This window comes from Janthinobacterium sp. NKUCC08_JDC, assembly GCF_019345575.1.
Lineage (GTDB): Bacteria > Pseudomonadota > Gammaproteobacteria > Burkholderiales > Burkholderiaceae_D > Janthinobacterium > Janthinobacterium aestuarii.
The window spans coordinates 548,269-565,478 of the sequence record NZ_JAHKQW010000002.1 but is presented as its reverse complement, the minus strand read 5'-3'; the positions used below and the strand labels follow the sequence as shown (position 1 = coordinate 565,478).

The window sequence follows — 17,210 nt, the reverse complement described above, 5'->3', positions numbered from 1 at the left end:
TTCCCGGCCTGGGCGGACGGCGCTGGTCCGAACCCGCCCAAATGCGTCGCTTTTCTTTCCATGCGTACCGCCGCTGCCCGGGCGCGCCGCTGGCATGGCGCTTGCACCATGCACGGCACGAGCAACGCACAATGGGAGGATACGATGCGCGCGCAAAGCGGTTTTACCCTGATAGAACTGATGATCGTGGTGGCCATCGCCGGCATCCTGGCGGCCGTGGCCATTCCACAGTACGGCGACTATACGATGCGGGCCAAGGTCAGCAATGTGCTGGCGGCCGCTGCGCCGCTGAAGACTGCCGTGGCCCTGTGCGTGCAGGAAAATGGCGGCGAGGCGGCCGCCTGCAGCACGCCGACCCCGGCCGTGCCCAGCGCCATCCCCGTGTTCAGTGCCACGCGCGAAGTGGCCAGCGGAAAGGTCGACAAGGGCAATATCGAGCTGACCCTGGCGGCCGACCTGGGCACGGGTATCGGTGGACAAACCGTGACGATGACCATGAAGCCGGGCACCAGCAGCCTGACCTGGTTCAATAGCACCACCGTGACGAATCCGGCAGCGAAGGAAGCGATTACCAAAAGCAACATTCCCGACGTGACATCGACGCTGTAGGTGGCGTTTGCCAGTTGGGTATCAGACGATTTTTTGCCGGTCCGCGATCAGCGCTTCATACGTGAGGTTTTGCAGCAGGGTGTAGTGGGTCGGTTCCAGGTCGATGAATTGCACGCCGTACGTATGAATTTCAGCTACCCCGGTGGCGTGGCCATTCGACGGCTTGCCCACGCTCACGTTCTGGATGCGGGCGCGCGTGTTGACGCGCATCTGATGCTTGTTCGGCTGCACCAGCAGGGTAAAGCTCAGCGCCACGCCTTCGTCATCGGGCGTAAGCATGCTGGGCGCCTCGATCAGCGCGCCCGAGACGCTGAGGTTGACGATGAACACGGGCACGGCCGCCACGTCGCGGTAGCTCAGCTGTGCCGGAATGTCCACCTTGACGCGCATGGCCGTGCGCAGACTGGTGCCCTGGATGGCATCGGGAAAGCTCAGGTGGACATAGTTGAGCGGGCGGCCAAAGATGCGCAGCACGCTGCAGGAAAACGAACACACGGTGACGCCGGAAAACACGCGGATGGTCAGCTTGTCGCCCTCGTTGAGTACGATGGAAGCGCCGTTTTCCATGGGAATCTTGACGATCAGGTACTCGTCTTTCACATAGCCGATCAGGGTCGAGAAATGCTGGATGGGTTTGATGGTGCGGTGCGTGATGAACTGGATGCGGCCACCCACCTGCAGATTCATAGCCTCGAAGTCGAAGTCCTGGAGCTTGGTTTCCACGGCGGGCTGCTTGCTTGTCATGCGATGCTCATCTGGATATGGACGACTCGCAGTATGCATGATTTCTTGATGAAAAAGCATTTATATCAATGAAATTCATATTGGCATCGAAAAATGCCAGGTGCACGCGCCGCCGCGCGGTGCAGGCTTTACAATGGGATCAATATTGACGAATGTAAATCCTATGCCGCGCAGCTACTTCTGGACCATGTTGTTCCTCATCCTGCATCAAATCGACGCTGCCTACTGGAAAGAGTGGGAGATGTTCCATCTGCCGGGCGGCGTGCAGGGTTTTCTCGTGTTTAACCTGGCGGCGATTGCCGTGGTGCTGATCGGCTACCGGCATGTATTGCTGAACACCAGACATGCGCCTAGCTATGCGGCAGTATGCGCCGTACTGGGCGTGGGCACCTTCCTGATCCACGCCGGCTTCGCACTGGCGGGACTGGCGCAATTTCACTTGCCCCTGTCGATCGCCATTATCGTCCTGTGCCTGGGATGTGGCCTGTGGCTATTGTTTGCATGGCGTGCGGACGATCTTCGCACACGGCACGTTTTGTGACGCGGTCTCGTGCGCGATAATCCTGGGTATGTGAGAAAGACATTACTTGAAGGTGGCGGGCAAGCCTCATCCAGGTATTGCAGTGGCTGGCAAGGAAATATCTGTTGCCATCAAGCCAGTATCGGGATTGGCAACTCTCTTGGTGGGCGAATCGAAACTTCTCTTACTTGATAACCAAGTTGCCGGACATGCCACGTGGGCCAATTGGCATGCGAGGGATATTGTTCCCTCGAATTGCCGCGCAAGATACTTGCCATACCCTCCTCCGACTTTAATCACTGACAAACCGGTGCAGCGCGGCGCGTTCCATATATCTTTAGTTTGTCCTATTGTATCCATGCGTCGTAAAAACAGCACTTCCGAGCAAACGTCAGAGATGTGATGGGCGGTAACCCTGTTGTCGGTGTTTTGCTATGCAATTCTGATGCTGCATTTTAGCTGGCGAAGAAGCGAACGTGAGCGAATCTAGGTCGATGAATCAACGATGTGTCGTTGACATGGTCTGCCTCGTTATGTACAGATTACGTGAGACACGAACGTATTATGCTGACAAGCGATTGCCAGTTGAGACGAAGACGAGACGGCGTGCCTTTAGCTGCGGATATGAAGAGGAATGATGAAAATAATGCACTTGGTTTGTATCTAATTGTAACAAATGTTTCTTTCTATGCAATGGGAAGTGTGATTTCTTCTGACGTAAATCTTATTTACGCATGAATATGTTACACTTTAGTGATTTTTCATTACTTTTCCGCTACGGAATTGAGTCGATAACATTGTATTTTTTTACATGACTTGATCTTTTTCTCGTTGATTGTTTGTACATTTCTTGTCGTGTTGATGATGTAAGTAGCTGCCAGTGTGGGCACGAGAGTAGATACATGGCTGACTTTATTGCTGTCTGGCTGTCGTAGGGCTCTAAAAAAGTTCAAGAGGCTGGCTTTTTCCATGCCATAAAATATAGATCATTCAGAGAAAAAATGAAATTGATTAAATGTGCGTTGGCCATTTTTATAGGCCTGATGGCGACCTCATGCGGGGGAGGTAATTCGAGTAGTGCAGGAAGTTCTAATGAACCTGTTTTTGTTCCTGTCATTATTTACCCACTGCCGGAACTTCGTATTTTGGTGATAGGGCAGTCTATATCATCCAATTGCAACGAGTATAAATATGGCCCAGTAGATAATGTATTTCAGATCGGTAACAATGGATCTGTCAAAGCAGCGGCAGATCCGTTTGAATGGGCGGATTGTGAAAGAGGTTCAATGTGGATGCCTCTTGGGAAGAAACTGATCGATGCTGGTATTGCACGTAAAGTGACTTTTATGCCCATTGGTGTTAGCGGATCCAAGGTTGAAGATTGGCAGGCGAATGGAATCGCGTTTAAGAAATTGAATTCTGCAATTTCTTTAATTCAGGGACAAGGAATTGGTTTTGATTTCGCTTTCTGGCATCAAGGGTCGTCAAATTCCGGAATGGAGAAAAACGCCTACATGAGTCGTCTTGGCGCTGTAATTGATTACGTCGATGAGCGAGTAAAAATTAATCGATGGCTGATAGGCGTTCACTCGCGATGCTTCGGAGCCTATGATCGCAATATTGAATCTGCTCAGATGGAAATGGGGAAAATGGCCAAGCTTAAGCGTTATGTCGGTGCCAATAGCAATTTGTTGGGAGATGAGTACAGGACTGATGGTTGTCACCTTAAAAAAAGTGGCCAAGATGAAATGGCGGCGATGTGGTTGGAATCAATAAAGTCCGCCCTTAAATAATGGAATTGAGTAATAAATGAAATTGAATTTTAGGTATTTTTTGGATAATTTCAGAGGCATGGCGATACTTTTTGTCATCCTTTCTCATACGCCATCCATTCAGGAAATGGGCGGCATGGGAAAGTATCTGAATTTTACTTTGACGGATGCTACAACTTGGTTTGTATTTATTTCAGGATATTTATTTTGTTATCTGGAAGTGAATAAATTTAATTACATGGACTATTTGCTAAAAAAGGCAAAGTATGTAATTTTGCCATATTTTTTCTTTGCATTTATAGCTTTGTCCTTGAAGCTTTATGTTTCACAAAATGTTCTATTTGATTTGACCCCATTAAATTATGTATTGTGGTCTCTGCTTGTTGGGTGGGCAATTGTTTTCCCACTCTGGTTTATACCGATGATAGTAATATTTTTTTTGATGACGCCAGTTTTTAATGTGTTGTCTAAAACGAAGTCATTGTATGTGGTGACCTTTTTTGCATTGCTGTTTAGTGCTTTTTCTTCCCGGCCAATAAATAATTCAAACGCTATTCTGGCATTCCTGCACTTCCTAGGATTTTATTTGTTTGGCGTGCTGGCGGCAAGTAATGCATCAGTATTGGATAATTTAAGCAAGTCGGTTAAAACAATAATTATCACGGTTTCCTTTTTTGTGTTTTTTATTTCTGCATCACTGTATTTTAAACAACCAAAATTTCCTCCGGATTTTTTTAGCGGTTTAGGCCTTCCAAATTATATTTCAATTGGGAAATTGGCATTGTTGGTCGCTATATTTTTTCTTTTTGAACGATTCATGAATCGTGAAAATAAAATATTAGGATATTTTGCAAAGATAAGTTTTGGATTGTTTTTTGTGCATGGTTTTGTTATTTATGCATTTTCTAAGTTGATGGCGAGAAATGTATTTTTCAGTGAGGCTGGAAAAATTTTCCTGGAGGTCGGAGTTGTTTTTTGTGTGTCCATCGCTGTGGTTTTAATAATGAAGAAAGTTTTGAAAAAACGGAGTCGTTATGTTGTCGGGTGTTAAGATTTTTCTGGTAATACCGTTGCTTTTGTTTTCGGTATCAACAAGCGCCCACGACCTTCATATACTTGTAATGCAAGAAGGTGGCACGGCGGCCTGTCGCGAAGTGGCACATGAAAAAGTTCAGGGTGTGTATCTACTTGGTTTGAACGGACAGGAGACCCCTGCACGGCTCTCGACCGGACGGGCCGACTGTGCTGCTGATAATATTTCTGTGCTTTTAGGTCAAAAAATAGTTCAGGCGGGTATCGCTGAACGTGTCTTTTTCATGACGCTTGGCGCATCGGGAGAGCGTGTAGATGATTGGCTGACTGGTGGGGTTTTATATAAAGATCTGCAGTTAGCCATGAAAACGGCGAAATTAAGAAATATAAAATTTAATTACGCACTATGGCAAGGTTGGTTTGCAGATAATCAATTGCTAGAGTCAAAATATGAAGGCGAAGTCCGGCGCGTAGTCAAATCCGTGAGTCTTGGTATGGCTGTGGAAAAATGGATAATTGGACGCAATGGTAAATGTGGTGAAAAAAATACTACGCATGCTACTTCGGGAAAATGGGAAGCTCTATTAAATCGGTTTCCTGGGCCGGATGTTGCTCAGCTCGATGAAAAGTATCGCTCTGGAAATTGTTCGCTGAATGAGCTTGGGCAAAATACATTGGCTCAATTATGGCTCAGTAAGATACAAAGCGTAGATATTGCAAGTGTGAAATATCAAAAGGAATCCTTGCTATATTATTTTAAGTAATTTTAAAAACTTCGTTTTTGCAATAAATGGCGCATGCTGATGTGCCAAAAAATAATACACGCTTGTCGAACCGACAGGGGTATTTGTTGATGTATAGTTTTTCTGTGGCGGGGTGGTGAACGTATGACGTTTTAACCGCCCGTCATTTCTTGCCGCCTAGTTAGCTCCTGCATATAATATTCCTCCGGATAGATAAGCATGAGGAATGCTTTGCTTCTTGCAGAGCATTTGTCAGTCTAGTTTCGATACAGCGGTGTAGTCAAATTGTGTCTTGCTATATCACCACCAGTCTTCCGACTTGCCGCCATGCTTTTCCAGCACGCGCACGTTCGTCAAGACCATGCCGCAATTGACGGCGTTGCACATGTCTCAGGTCGGCAACAGACCGACCTCCGTGGACGTCAATGCTTCAACAAGTCTGCAAGCCCCACTCTTCCTTCTTATCACTTTTCCTCTTCTATTTAATTGCTATTTTTGCATTTGGCATGACCTCATGGGAAGACAGCAATGTCATTTGTTCCCATAAGACATATCTTTCGATTTTTCTCAATAACGAGCGTTTTTTTTTCGATATATTTCATGGAGTGTTGTTAGCGCTTTCTGAGATGTATGAGCAATATCCCTCTTCATCCATGCTGCATGGAAGGTGACTTGAATGTGGACGCTTGCGAACACCGCACGCGCCAGACGTGATGTTTTTCTATGGATGTCAACATGACTTCAATGATGAAAAATCTTCGTTTGTTTAAGTATCTTCTCGGCCTATCTTGTATTTTGGTAATTGCCGCATGCGGCGGCGGTACTGGCAGTGCGCCTGACGGTGCTGTGATTATTCCCGTCATTCCCGTCCCGCCGGTTACTCCGGTCACTCCAGTCATCCCAGTCCCCCCGGTCCCCCCAATCATTCCAGTCATTCCCGTCACCCCCGGTATTCCCGATCCCTTGCCGGAACTACGAATTTTGGTCATCGGTCAATCGATATCATCGAATTGCAATGAACATGTTTATCCTGCTGTGGATAATGTATTTCAGGTTGGTAAAGATGGTGTGATAAAAATTGCAAGTGACCCCTTTGAGTGGGCCGATTGTAATCATGGATCAATGTGGATGCCGCTGGGGAAAAAGCTGATTGGCGCAGGTATCGCGCGTAAAGTCATTTTTATGCCGATCGGTGTGGGTGGGACTAAAGTGGCAGATTGGCAGGCAGGTGGTGTGGCATTTGGAAAGCTCAACATTGCAATCGGCGTAATCCTGGCACAGGGAATTAAATTTGATTTTGCGTTTTGGCACCAGGGTTCTTCGGATTCCGGTACTGACAAAGATGTGTATATACAGCGATTGGGCGAAGTAATTGGCTACGTCAATAGTAAAATCAAGGTAAACCGCTGGATGATTGCTGCTCATTCGCGTTGCGGGATGGCGTATGACCGTAATATCGAGTCTGCTCAATTAATATTTGGCAATGCGCCTGAATTGAAGCGTTATCCCGGGCCAAACACGAATTTGCTGGGTGATGAGTACAGGTTTGATGCTTGTCATTTAAACGAAAAAGGGCAAGAGAAAATGTCATCGATGTGGCTTGATTCAGTGAAAGCTGCTCTTGAATGACATCTGCGCGAAGTAAGCGCCCCTGTGCCCTTCGCCAGTCGATACACGCCATGGCGTTAGTGGTTCTGGCTCTTTTCATGGGACGCGCCATGCATCTGCTTGCGTGCAGCAGGCTGCCAGACTAACGCCTTGACGGTGCGGCGTACTAAATTAGCGCGCTTGCCACTGGAGCTCACACAGCCGCTGTCCAATCACCCGACTTGCCGCCATGCTTTTCCAGCACGCGCACATTCGTCATGACCATGCCCCGGTCGACGGCTTTGCACATGTCGTAGATCGTCAGCAGACCGATCTGCACGGAAGTGAGCGCTTCCATTTCCACGCCCGTCTTGCCCGTTGTGTCGACCTGGGCGCGGCAGTGCACGCTGTTGGCCGCTTCGTCCACTTCAAAATCGACGGTGACGCGCGTGAGGGCCAGCGGGTGGCACAGGGGAATCAGGTCGCTGGTACGCTTGGCGCCCATGATGGCGGCGATGCGGGCGATGCCCAGCACGTCACCTTTCTTGGCGTTGCCGGAAATGATCAATGCCAGGGTGGCCGGCTGCATGCGGATGGTTCCGGCGGCCACGGCGCTGCGCCGCGTGTCTTCCTTGCTGCCCACATCGACCATATGGGCCTGGCCCGTGGCGTCGAAATGGGTCAGTTCCCCGGCGGGGGCTTGCTTGTCTGCTGTTGTCATGGCGTCAAAATAGGTAAGAAAAGGGAAGCGCGGCACGCCCTGTCACGACCTCATGCCACTGGCATGACGCGTGGGAATGGGCGCCGCTAACAAGGTATGATAGCACCCGTGAATTCAAAAACTCCCCTTCCGATCATCGTTGAAAACGCCGCTGCGGCATGGCTGCGCGGCTCCCGGCGCGCGTCGGTGCTGGCTGCCTTGTGGCTGGCGGCGCCCTGTGCGCTGGCGCAAACCTATACGTCCGCGCCAGCGGTGCCAGCCGCCAGCGTGGCGGCCAAGCCGGGAAGCGGCTGGACGCCGCTGGCCGTGCCGCCGGCGCCGAACCTGCCGAACCTGGGCGACACGTCGCGCGAAGACCTGTCGCCGGCGATGGAGCGCAAGATCGGCGAGGAAATCATGCGCGGCATCCGCGGCGACCGCGACTACCTCGACGACGCGCCCTTGCTCGAATACCTGAATACCTTCGGCAACGCGCTCGTGGCGGCACGCCCCAGCGTGCGTGGCGAAACGAATTACGACTATTTCTTCTTTGCCGTACGCGATCCCCAGTTGAACGCGTTTGCCTTGCCCGGCGGCTTCATCGGCGTGCACTCGGCCCTGGTGCTGGCGGCGCAAACGGAGGCGGAACTGGCGTCCGTGCTGTCGCACGAGATCGGCCACGTGGCGCAGCGCCATATCGCGCGCATGCTGGGCCAGCAGCGCCAGGACGCCCTGATGCCGCTGGCGGCCATGCTGCTGGCGGCGCTCGCTTCGCGTGCAGGCGGCGATGTGGCCATGGGCGTGTTTGCCGCCGGCCAGGGCCTGGCCATCCAGCGCCAGCTCAATTTCGGCCGCGACGCCGAACGCGAGGCGGACCGCATCGGTTTCCAGATCATGGGCGAAGCCGGTTTCGACACCACCGGCATGGTGGCCTTCTTCGGCCGCATGCAGGCGGCCAGCCGCTCGTACAGCGACTTGATGCCCGCCTACCTGCAGACCCACCCGCTGACGACGGAACGCATCGCCGACATCCAGGCGCGCATCCGCGAGCAGCCGTACAAGCAGCGTGCGGACAGCCTGAGTTTCCATCTGGCCCGTGCGCGCGCCCGCGTGCTGCAGGATGAAAGCGTGCAAGGCCTGTTGAACGCCAAGGCCGTCTTCAAGACGCAGCTGGAACAGCAAAGCCGCTTCCAGGTGACGGCCGCCCATTACGGTTTGTCCATTGTCGCTGTCAAGCAGGGCAAGCCGGCGGAGGCGCAAAAGGAACTCGATGCGGCCAATGCGGCCTTGCACCAGCCGGTGGGGCCGAATGTGTTTACCTCGGGCGGCACGCAGGCGCCCAATTCCTTGCTGACGGCGATGGGGCTGGAAGTGCTGTTGATGCCGGCGCAAAAGAAGGAAGTGGCGCAGCAAGCCCTGAAGGCGGCGGACGCTGCGCGCCAGCAATTTCCCCTCTCGCGCGGTATTGCCCATCAGTATGCGGAAGCGCTGATGGCTGCGGGCAAGTTGGAGCAATCGACCGTGTATCTGCGCGAGCAGGTGCAGCTCTACAAGGAAGAGCCGGAACTCTACGACTTGCTGGCGAAAGCCTATGCGGACCAGGGCAAGATGACCTTGCAGCACATGGCGCTGGCTGAATCCTACGTGCTGCAGGGCGCCACCATGGCCGCGCTGGACCAGCTGACGATCGCCCGCAAATCGACGGACGCAACTTTTTATGACCAGGCCGTGATCGATGCGCGCGAGCGTGAACTGCAGGAAAAGCGCCGCGAGCAGATCAAGGACCAGAAGGGCTAGTTTTTATCGGCTTGCGGCGCCCGCTGGAAGCCGAAGGTCTGCGGCACGGAGTCATAGCCCAGCGGCTGCACGGCGATCTCCTTGCTGTCATGCAATAACATCAAATTGCCTTGAGCATGCTCCAGCCAGGCTAGCAGGGTCTCGTCGCTCAAGGCCAGCCCATCAACGCGCAGCGACGCCAGCGCTTGCGCCATGTCGCGGTCGTCGACCTGCGCCACGATATCGGCGTGGCGCAAGATTAGCGCGCCGTTGTCGCACAGGTAAACCTGCTCGATTCTCGATAGTGGCGCGCCTGTCTGCAAGACAAAACCGTGTTGCGGGTCGCTGCGGGCGATGTACGGCGTCGCTTCCAGGTTCACATACACGCGCTGCGGGCCATTCTGGAAAAACCAGCAGCCGCGTTCATCCTGGGCGTAATTGCGGTTGATGAAATTCAACAGGGCCGCGTGGGCGATCTTGTCGCCGGGCAGTTGTTGCTGTTGCGCCTGCTGGTCGCGCATGCGCCAGTGGCCGCGCGCATCCAGGCCCAGCCAGCCGTAGCAGTGCGGTACGTTCGGCCATTTGGCCAGGGCTTGCTTGACGAGTTCATCCATGTGTAGCGTTTTCCATGTGAGTGCGCGCACCGCCAGCGTGCCAGCTTTGCGACACAGACGGCGCCATGTTGCCGTTTTCAAAAAAGGAAAGCAGCCGTTGCGGCAGCCAATACAAGCTTCCCGGCAGCTTGCCAGCGGCAAAGCCGACGTGGCCGCCGTGGCGCGGATACTCGAGCGTGACCTTCGGCGCGGCGCTGCGCGGCAAGAAGCGCCCGGGCAGGAAAGGATCGTTTTGCGCATTCAGCACCAGGGTCGGCACGGTGATATCGTGCAAGACGTGTTTGGCGCTGGCGCGGTGCCAGTAATCGTCGGCGTCGCGGTAGCCGTGCAGCGGTGCCGTGACGACATTATCGAAGGCGTGCAGATCGCGCGCGGCCAGCATGGCGTCGCGCGCGAACAGGCCGGGAAACTGCTCGAGCTTGGCCAGGCATTTCGGCTTCAAGGTGTTCAAGAACATGCGCGTGTAGAGCCGGTTGGCGCCGGAAGACAGGGCCTTGCCCCCTTGCGCCAGGTCCAGCGGGGCGGACACGGCCGCTGCCGCATCGATGAAATCGGCCTGGTGCTGCGATTGGCCCAGCCAGCACAGCAGGGCGTTGCCGCCCAGCGAGACGCCGGCCGCATACAACTTTCCCGTGGCGCGCGGGCGCAGGCGCTGCACGATCCAATCCACTTCCTGCGCATCGCCCGAATGGTAAAAACGGGGCGCCAGGTTCGCCTCGCCCGAGCAGCCGCGAAAATGCGGCACGGCGCCCGACCAGCCGCGCGCGGCCACCTCGGCCATCAGTGAGCGCGCGTAATGGCTGTTCGACGAGCCTTCCAGGCCGTGGAACAGCACGACGAAGGGCTGGCCAGGCTGGCCGTCGACCAGGTCGACGTCGACGAAATCGCCATCGGGCGCTTGCCAGCGTTCGCGGCGGAAGGCCACGGCCGGCTTGGCGAGGCATACGGCCGGATAAATCGTTTGCGCGTGGCCGCCAGGCAGCCACAGCGGGGCGGTGTAGGAAAGAGACAAAGCCATCAGTGCAGGATCTGCGTCCCCGCGGCGTCGGCCGGTGCGCCACCGGGGGCGATGGAAGCGTGGTGCAGCACGATGCGCCAGCCGCGCGGCGTTTTTACATACACATTCGTGGCCAGCAGATGCGCCGGGCCGCCTTCTTCCTGGGTCACGCCTTCGATCACCGTGTGCACCGAACTCATCAGATTGTGCGTTTCATGCAGCTGCGCCGGCACGATGTGCAGGCCGCCGCCGGCCAGAATGGTTTCCCACGAGGCGCGGATGGCGGCATGGCCGATCAGGCGCGCGCCACCCGGGTGGATGCAGACGATTTCTTCATCGTCGGCCCATAGCGCCATCAGCGCTTCGAGGTCGGCGCGGTGCAAGGCATCGTAAAACGCCGCTTCGACTTCGGCGGCGCTGCCATTGAGTTCTTTCAGACGTTTCATGACGACTCCGGGCTGAACGGTATAACTTGATGCAAATAAAAACGGCGCGCTGGGGGCGCGCCGCTGGGCAGTTTAATGATGGCCGGCGCTGGCGCCTTCCTTCAGCGTGTAGGCCGTGCCGCAGTACGGGCACTTGGCGACGCCGTCCTTGTTGAATTCCAGGAACACGCGCGGATGCGACGACCACAGCGGCATGGCCGGGTTAGGGCAGTGGGCTGGCAAGTCTTTACTGTCGAGTTCGACCGCTGGCTGGGTGGTTTTTGTCATCTTGTCATGCTCCGTGAGGCTGTATGGAAGGAAGTCGGCTGCTGCCAAAAGCACGATTTTAACGGATTCAGGCAGACAGCAAAAATCATGGCTAAAATGTCGGCTTGATCATCTTCGGCTGCGGCGCGGTTTTTCGCGACAATATGGCTGCCGTAGCGCCACCCTGACTGGATTTGCCTTGCCGGTATCACCGTTGCGGAGCCGTTCTCCGCGCACCATTGTTGTGCAGTTACCACACTACCTCGGCCGGAGCGCCGCATGAACGCCGTCCCGGCCGCCAAGGACGAGGCCCTGCTGAAAGACGCCTGGCGCGCCGGCCTGAACCTGGGTGCGCCCACCCTGCTGGGCATTGCCGCCTGGGGCATGGTGGTGGGTGTGGCCATGGTGAAAAGCGGCTTGACTGTCGCGCAGGCGGGGGCCATGACCCTGTTTGTCTTCGCCGGTTCGGCCCAGCTCGCGTCCTTGCCTCTGCTGGCGGCGCAGGCGCCCGTGTGGGTGATCTTCGCCACAGCCCTCGTCGTCAATTTGCGTTTTGTTATCTTTTCCGTGCTGCTGGCTCCCCATTTCGCCCATCTGCCGTGGCGCCAGCGCTTTGCGCTCGGCTATGTGGCCGGCGACATCACCGTGGGCCTGTTCCTGCAACGCTACCCCCATGAAACGCCGGACCCGGCCAAGCTGCCTTTCCTGAAAGGCTTGATCTACCCCAACTGGCTGGCCTGGCAAATCGGTTCCTTCATCGGCATCGTGCTGGGCGCCGTCGTGCCGGCCGAATGGGGGCTCGGTTTTGCCGGGACCCTGGCGATCCTGTGCGTGACGGTGCCGCTGATCCTCAGCCGCGCCGCCCTGTGCGGCGTGCTGGTGGCGGGCGCGGTGGCCGTGCTGGCCTTCAGCCTGCCGTATAAGCTGGGCTTGCTGGTAGCCGTCGTGGTGGGCATGGTCAGCGCCATGGCCGTGGAAGAATTGACTGAAAAATGGACAAAACGCCATGATTGACGGCATCGACTGGGGCAGGGCCGACGTGTGGATCGCCATCGCCGTGCTGGTGGTGGCAACGGCCGCCACACGCAGCACCTTCTGGCTGATCGGCCATCACATCACCATCCCGCGCCGTGTGGGCGAGATGCTGCGCTATGCGCCGGCCTGCGCGCTGGCGGCCATCATCGCGCCCGACCTGCTGATGGAAGGGCAGCAAGTGCACTTCGACTTATCCAATTTGAAACTCTTGTCGGGTATTGCCGCCACGCTCTTTTTCGTGATTCGCCGCAATATGCTGCAAACCATCGTCTTCGGCATGCTGGTTTTCACGGGCTTGCGACTGTTGCATGTTTTTCAGTAAAGCAGGACAAATCGGCGATTTGGTCTGGTCCTTGCGGTAAAATAGCGCACTTCCTTCCACTCGTCATCTGGATCGCCATGTCAGCTGTTCTCAACTTCATCCGTCTGCAAGATTTGATCGCCCAAAATGCACTGCAAGGCAAGCGCGTGTTTATCCGCGCCGACCTGAATGTCCCGCAAGATGACAGTGGCAAGATCACCGAAGATACGCGCATCCGCGCCTCGGTGCCGGCCATTCGCGCCGCCCTCGATGCTGGCGCCGCCGTCATGGTGACGTCGCACCTGGGCCGTCCGACGGAAGGCGAGTTCAAGCCGGCCGACAGCCTGGCGCCCGTGGCGGCACGTTTGTCCGAGCTGTTGGGCCAGGAAGTTGCACTGAAACAAAACTGGATCGATGGCGCCGGCCTAGAAAATCTGGCTGCCGGCCAAGTGGTCTTGCTGGAAAACGTGCGCGTCAACAAGGGCGAAAAGAAAAACAGCGATGAGCTGGCGCAAAAAATGGCCAAATTGTGCGATATCTACGTCAATGACGCGTTCGGCACGGCCCACCGCGCCGAAGCGTCCACGCACGGCATCGCCAAGTTCGCGCCCGTCGCCTGCGCCGGCCCGCTGCTGGCCGCCGAACTCGATGCGCTGGGGAAAGCGCTGCACGCGCCAGCCCGTCCACTGCTGGCCATCGTTGCTGGTTCGAAAGTATCGAGCAAGCTGACCATTCTGAAAGCCCTGTCCGACAAGGTCGATAACCTGATCGTCGGCGGCGGCATCGCCAACACCTTCATGAAAGCCGTCGGCTTGAATGTCGGCAAATCGCTGGTGGAAGCGGAGCTCGTTGAAGAGGCGAAAGCCATCATCGAGATCATGGCCAAGCGCGGTGCGCAAGTACCGATTCCCGTCGACGTCGTGTGCGCCAAGGAATTCTCGCCAACGGCAGCCGCCACCGTCAAGGACGTGGCCGACGTGGCGGACGACGACATGATCCTCGATATCGGCCCGAAAACGGCGGCCCTGCTGGCGCAGCAGATCGGCGCCGCCGGCACCATCGTGTGGAACGGCCCCGTTGGCGTATTCGAATTCGACCAGTTCGGCAACGGCACCAAGACCCTGGCCTTGGCCATTGCCGATTCGAAAGCTTTCTCGATCGCTGGCGGTGGCGACACCCTGGCGGCGATTGCCAAATACGATATTACCGATAAAATCAGCTATATCTCGACCGGTGGCGGCGCTTTCCTGGAATTCCTGGAAGGCAAGACCCTCCCAGCAGTTGAGATCCTGATGCAACGCGCAGGCTGATCCGGCCTGACTGTCGTGCCACCAAGCGCAGCCTGACCGCTGCGCTTTTACCTTGCCGGGCGGCTCAGCCGCCAGGTCTTGCTCACCTTCGCTCGCGCACAAGGACTCCTATGCCACGCGGTACAAAAATCGTAGCAACAATCGGCCCCGCTTCCACTGACTTCGATATCCTGGTCAAAATGATACGTGCGGGTGTCGACGTGGTGCGCTTGAATTTTTCCCACGGCAAGGCGCAAGACCATATCGACCGCGCGGCGCTGGTGCGCCTGGCGGCCGCCGAGTGCGGCCGCGAAGTGGCCATCATGGCCGACATGCAAGGGCCGAAGATTCGCGTCGGCAAGTTTGAAAACACGCGCATCCAGCTCGAAGCGGGCGAGCGCTTCATCCTCGACGCCAAGTGGGGCGAAAACGGTGAACTGGGCAACCAGGAAAGAGTCGGCCTCGACTACAAGGCCTTGCCGCGCGACTTGCACAAGGGCGACGTATTGCTGCTGAACGACGGCCTCATCGTACTGATCGTCGAGCGCATCCACGGCAGCGAAATCCACACGACCGTCAAAATTGGCGGCGAGCTGTCGAACAACAAGGGCATCAACCGCCAGGGCGGCGGCTTGTCGGCCCCGGCGCTGACGGCCAAGGATATGGAAGATATCAAGACGGCCATGAGTTTCCAGGCCGACTATCTGGCCATTTCCTTCCCGAAATGCGCGACCGACATGGAAATGGCGCGCCAGCTGGCCAATATCGCCGGTGAACCGTATCACCACAAGCCGATGATGATCGCCAAGATCGAGCGTGCGGAAGCCATTCCTGCGCTGCAGGAAATTCTCGACGCTTCCGACGGCATCATGGTGGCGCGTGGCGACCTGGCGGTCGAGGTGGGCAATGCGGCCGTGCCGGCCTTGCAAAAGCGCATGATCAAGATGGCGCGCGCGTCGAACAAGCTGGCGATTACGGCCACGCAGATGATGGAATCGATGATCGTCAACGCCGTGCCGACCCGCGCGGAAGTATCCGACGTGGCGAATGCCGTGCTCGACGGCACGGACGCCGTCATGACGTCGGCCGAAACGGCCTCGGGCAAATACCCGATCGAGACGGTGGAAATGATGGCCGCCATCTGCGTGGAAGCGGAACAGTCCGAATACAACAAGCTCGATGCCGATTTCCTCAACGTCACGTTTACCCGCATCGACCAGTCGATCGCGTACGGCGCGCTGTTTACGGCCCACCATTTGCGCGTCAAAGCCATCGTGGCGCTGACGGAATCCGGTTCCACCGCCTTGTGGATGAGCCGCCACAGTATCGACACGCCGATCTATGCACTGACACCCAGCGTCACGACTTTGCGCAAAGCCGCGCTGTACCGCAATGTTCGGGCGTATCATCTGATGCAGAACGCCCCCAGCGCGCAAGTGCTGAAGCAGGCGGAAGAGCTGCTGGTGGCGCAGGGCATCGTCCGCAAGGGCGACATGATCGTCGTCACCTGGGGCGAGCCGATGGGCCAGGTGGGCGGCACGAATGCCTTGAAAATTGTGAAGGTCGGAGAATTCGACTAAGGTCCAAGAATTCAGGCGCCGCCGCGGTCATCGACCGCGAAGCGCCGCAACGGTTTCTATTGTTATCTGGAGTATTACCATGTCTCTCGTATCCATGCGTCAACTGCTGGACCATGCCGCCGAAAACGGTTATGGCATTCCTGCTTTCAACGTCAACAACCTGGAGCAAGTGCAAGCCATCATGGCCGCCGCCGATGCGCTCAACAGCCCGGTGATCATGCAAGCGTCCGCTGGCGCGCGCAAGTACGCCGGTGAAGCGTTCCTGCGCCACCTGATCGACGCCGCCGTCGAAGCGTATCCGCACATCCCCGTCGTCATGCACCAGGATCACGGCCAGTCGCCGGCCGTCTGCATGGCCGCCATCCGCTCGGGTTTTACTTCCGTGATGATGGACGGTTCGCTGGAAGCGGACGGCAAGTCGGTCGCTTCCTACGAATACAACGTGGAAGTATCGCGTGAAGTCGTAAAATTCTCGCACGCCATCGGCGTGACGGTGGAAGCGGAACTGGGCGTGCTCGGTTCGCTGGAAACCATGAAGGGCGACAAGGAAGACGGCCACGGTGCCGATGGCACCATGACCCGCGAGCAACTGCTGACGGACGTGGCGCAAGCGGCCGACTTCGTGCAGCGCACCCAGTGCGACGCCCTGGCGATCGCCATCGGCACCTCGCACGGCGCCTACAAATTCACGCGCAAGCCGACGGGCGACATCCTGGCCATCGACCGCATCAAGGAAATCCACGCACGCATCCCGAACACTCACCTGGTGATGCACGGTTCCTCGTCGGTGCCGCAGGAATTGCTGGCCATCATCCGCGAATTCGGCGGCGACATGAAGGAAACCTACGGCGTGCCAGTCGAGGAAATCCAGGAAGGCATCCGTCACGGCGTGCGCAAGATCAACATCGACACCGATATCCGCCTGGCGATGACGGCCGCGATCCGCAAATACCTGTTTGAAAACCCGTCGAAATTCGACCCGCGCGACTACCTGAAGCCAGCCCGTCTTGCTGCAGAGCAAATCGTACGCGCCCGCATGCAGGCATTCGGCTGCGAAGGCCAGGCGTCGAAAATCAAGGCGATGCCACTGGAAAAAATGGCCGAGCGTTACAAGGCCGGCGAGCTGTCGCAAATTGTGAAGTAAAATTCTGTCTGGAACGGGCCGGAGGCAATCCTCCGTGCCCGATTTTCTCGACCGGCGGGCACCCCCTGCCTGCCG

The 17,210-nt window shown here is 56.4% G+C and carries 18 protein-coding genes and 1 pseudogene; 12 read left to right on the top strand and 7 right to left on the bottom strand.

The annotated features are described in order from the left end of the window. Positions 1 to 60: 60 nt before the first annotated feature. Positions 61 to 609, top strand: coding sequence for a pilin (locus KO538_RS08565; RefSeq protein ID WP_374106837.1), 549 nt, complete (start codon positions 61 to 63; stop codon positions 607 to 609). A 21-nt stretch (positions 610 to 630) separates the two neighbouring features. Here the strand turns inward: KO538_RS08565 and KO538_RS08560 are convergent, their stop codons facing one another. Then, entirely contained in the window at positions 631 to 1,353 is a 723-nt protein-coding gene (locus KO538_RS08560) for a flagellar brake protein (protein ID WP_219328038.1), read from the bottom strand. A 163-nt stretch (positions 1,354 to 1,516) separates the two neighbouring features. On the opposite strand from KO538_RS08560, the gene KO538_RS08555 reads away from it, so the two are divergent. The 4 genes from KO538_RS08555 to KO538_RS08540 all read left to right on the top strand — a co-directional run bounded on the left by KO538_RS08555 (position 1,517) and on the right by KO538_RS08540 (position 5,441). Beyond that, complete coding sequence (locus KO538_RS08555; protein WP_219328037.1) at positions 1,517 to 1,894, top strand: DUF6713 family protein; 378 nt, start codon at positions 1,517 to 1,519, stop codon at positions 1,892 to 1,894. A gap of 980 nt (positions 1,895 to 2,874) precedes the next feature. After that, positions 2,875 to 3,666 (top strand): sialate O-acetylesterase, encoded by a 792-nt coding sequence (locus KO538_RS08550; RefSeq protein ID WP_176388218.1) that lies wholly within the window; start codon positions 2,875 to 2,877, stop codon positions 3,664 to 3,666. 16 nt (positions 3,667 to 3,682) lie between these two features. Then, complete coding sequence (locus KO538_RS08545; RefSeq protein WP_219328036.1) at positions 3,683 to 4,696, top strand: acyltransferase; 1,014 nt, start codon at positions 3,683 to 3,685, stop codon at positions 4,694 to 4,696. Further along, positions 4,680 to 5,441: a hypothetical protein gene (locus KO538_RS08540; RefSeq protein ID WP_219328035.1), complete on the top strand. Its 762-nt coding sequence runs from the start codon at positions 4,680 to 4,682 to the stop codon at positions 5,439 to 5,441. The genes KO538_RS08545 and KO538_RS08540 overlap by 17 nt, the downstream gene beginning before the upstream one ends. A 279-nt stretch (positions 5,442 to 5,720) precedes the next feature. Here the strand turns inward: KO538_RS08540 and KO538_RS29330 are convergent. Further along, positions 5,721 to 5,855 (bottom strand): annotated as a pseudogene (locus KO538_RS29330) (cyclic pyranopterin monophosphate synthase MoaC); the annotation flags it as partial. 300 nt (positions 5,856 to 6,155) lie between these two features. Between KO538_RS29330 and KO538_RS08535 the strand changes: the two are divergent. Further along, positions 6,156 to 7,049 carry a sialate O-acetylesterase gene (locus tag KO538_RS08535; RefSeq protein ID WP_219328034.1) on the top strand — a complete coding sequence of 298 codons (894 nt, stop codon included), beginning with the start codon at positions 6,156 to 6,158 and terminating at the stop codon, positions 7,047 to 7,049. Positions 7,050 to 7,221: 172 nt separating this feature from the next. Here the strand turns inward: KO538_RS08535 and moaC are convergent, their stop codons facing one another. Then, complete coding sequence (gene moaC, locus KO538_RS08530) at positions 7,222 to 7,728, bottom strand: cyclic pyranopterin monophosphate synthase MoaC (RefSeq protein WP_176388214.1); 507 nt, start codon at positions 7,726 to 7,728, stop codon at positions 7,222 to 7,224. 267 nt (positions 7,729 to 7,995) lie between these two features. Between moaC and KO538_RS08525 the strand changes: the two genes are divergently transcribed. After that, complete coding sequence (locus tag KO538_RS08525; RefSeq protein WP_374106840.1) at positions 7,996 to 9,504, top strand: M48 family metalloprotease; 1,509 nt, start codon at positions 7,996 to 7,998, stop codon at positions 9,502 to 9,504. Here KO538_RS08525 and KO538_RS08520 read toward each other — a convergent pair. The 4 genes from KO538_RS08520 to KO538_RS08505 form a co-directional block, all read right to left on the bottom strand. Continuing rightward, on the bottom strand, positions 9,501 to 10,097 hold the full coding sequence (locus KO538_RS08520; RefSeq protein ID WP_219328033.1) for a DUF2946 family protein: 597 nt from the start codon (positions 10,095 to 10,097) through the stop codon (positions 9,501 to 9,503). The genes KO538_RS08525 and KO538_RS08520 overlap by 4 nt on opposite strands. Next, complete coding sequence (locus KO538_RS08515; RefSeq protein WP_219328032.1) at positions 10,090 to 11,115, bottom strand: YheT family hydrolase; 1,026 nt, start codon at positions 11,113 to 11,115, stop codon at positions 10,090 to 10,092. The genes KO538_RS08520 and KO538_RS08515 overlap by 8 nt, the downstream gene beginning before the upstream one ends. Beyond that, complete coding sequence (locus KO538_RS08510; RefSeq protein ID WP_034746103.1) at positions 11,115 to 11,540, bottom strand: nuclear transport factor 2 family protein; 426 nt, start codon at positions 11,538 to 11,540, stop codon at positions 11,115 to 11,117. The genes KO538_RS08515 and KO538_RS08510 overlap by 1 nt, the downstream gene beginning before the upstream one ends. Positions 11,541 to 11,612: 72 nt before the next feature. Further along, complete coding sequence (locus tag KO538_RS08505; RefSeq protein WP_034746106.1) at positions 11,613 to 11,807, bottom strand: zinc-finger domain-containing protein; 195 nt, start codon at positions 11,805 to 11,807, stop codon at positions 11,613 to 11,615. A 258-nt stretch (positions 11,808 to 12,065) separates the two neighbouring features. Here KO538_RS08505 and KO538_RS08500 point away from each other — a divergent pair, with 258 nt between their 5' ends. The 5 genes from KO538_RS08500 to fba all read left to right on the top strand — a co-directional run bounded on the left by KO538_RS08500 (position 12,066) and on the right by fba (position 17,135). Further along, positions 12,066 to 12,800 carry an AzlC family ABC transporter permease gene (locus KO538_RS08500; protein WP_219328031.1) on the top strand — a complete coding sequence of 245 codons (735 nt, stop codon included), beginning with the start codon at positions 12,066 to 12,068 and terminating at the stop codon, positions 12,798 to 12,800. After that, entirely contained in the window at positions 12,793 to 13,143 is a 351-nt protein-coding gene (locus KO538_RS08495) for an AzlD domain-containing protein (protein ID WP_034746111.1), read from the top strand. The genes KO538_RS08500 and KO538_RS08495 overlap by 8 nt, the downstream gene beginning before the upstream one ends. 77 nt (positions 13,144 to 13,220) lie before the next feature. Then, a complete protein-coding gene (locus KO538_RS08490) occupies positions 13,221 to 14,432 on the top strand; it encodes a phosphoglycerate kinase (RefSeq protein WP_070301064.1) in 1,212 nt (403 codons plus the stop codon). Between the two features lie 110 nt (positions 14,433 to 14,542). After that, positions 14,543 to 15,991: a pyruvate kinase gene (gene pyk, locus KO538_RS08485; RefSeq protein WP_046684386.1), complete on the top strand. Its 1,449-nt coding sequence runs from the start codon at positions 14,543 to 14,545 to the stop codon at positions 15,989 to 15,991. A gap of 79 nt (positions 15,992 to 16,070) precedes the next feature. Continuing rightward, positions 16,071 to 17,135: a class II fructose-bisphosphate aldolase gene (gene fba / locus KO538_RS08480; RefSeq protein ID WP_034746119.1), complete on the top strand. Its 1,065-nt coding sequence runs from the start codon at positions 16,071 to 16,073 to the stop codon at positions 17,133 to 17,135. Positions 17,136 to 17,210 lie beyond the last annotated feature (75 nt).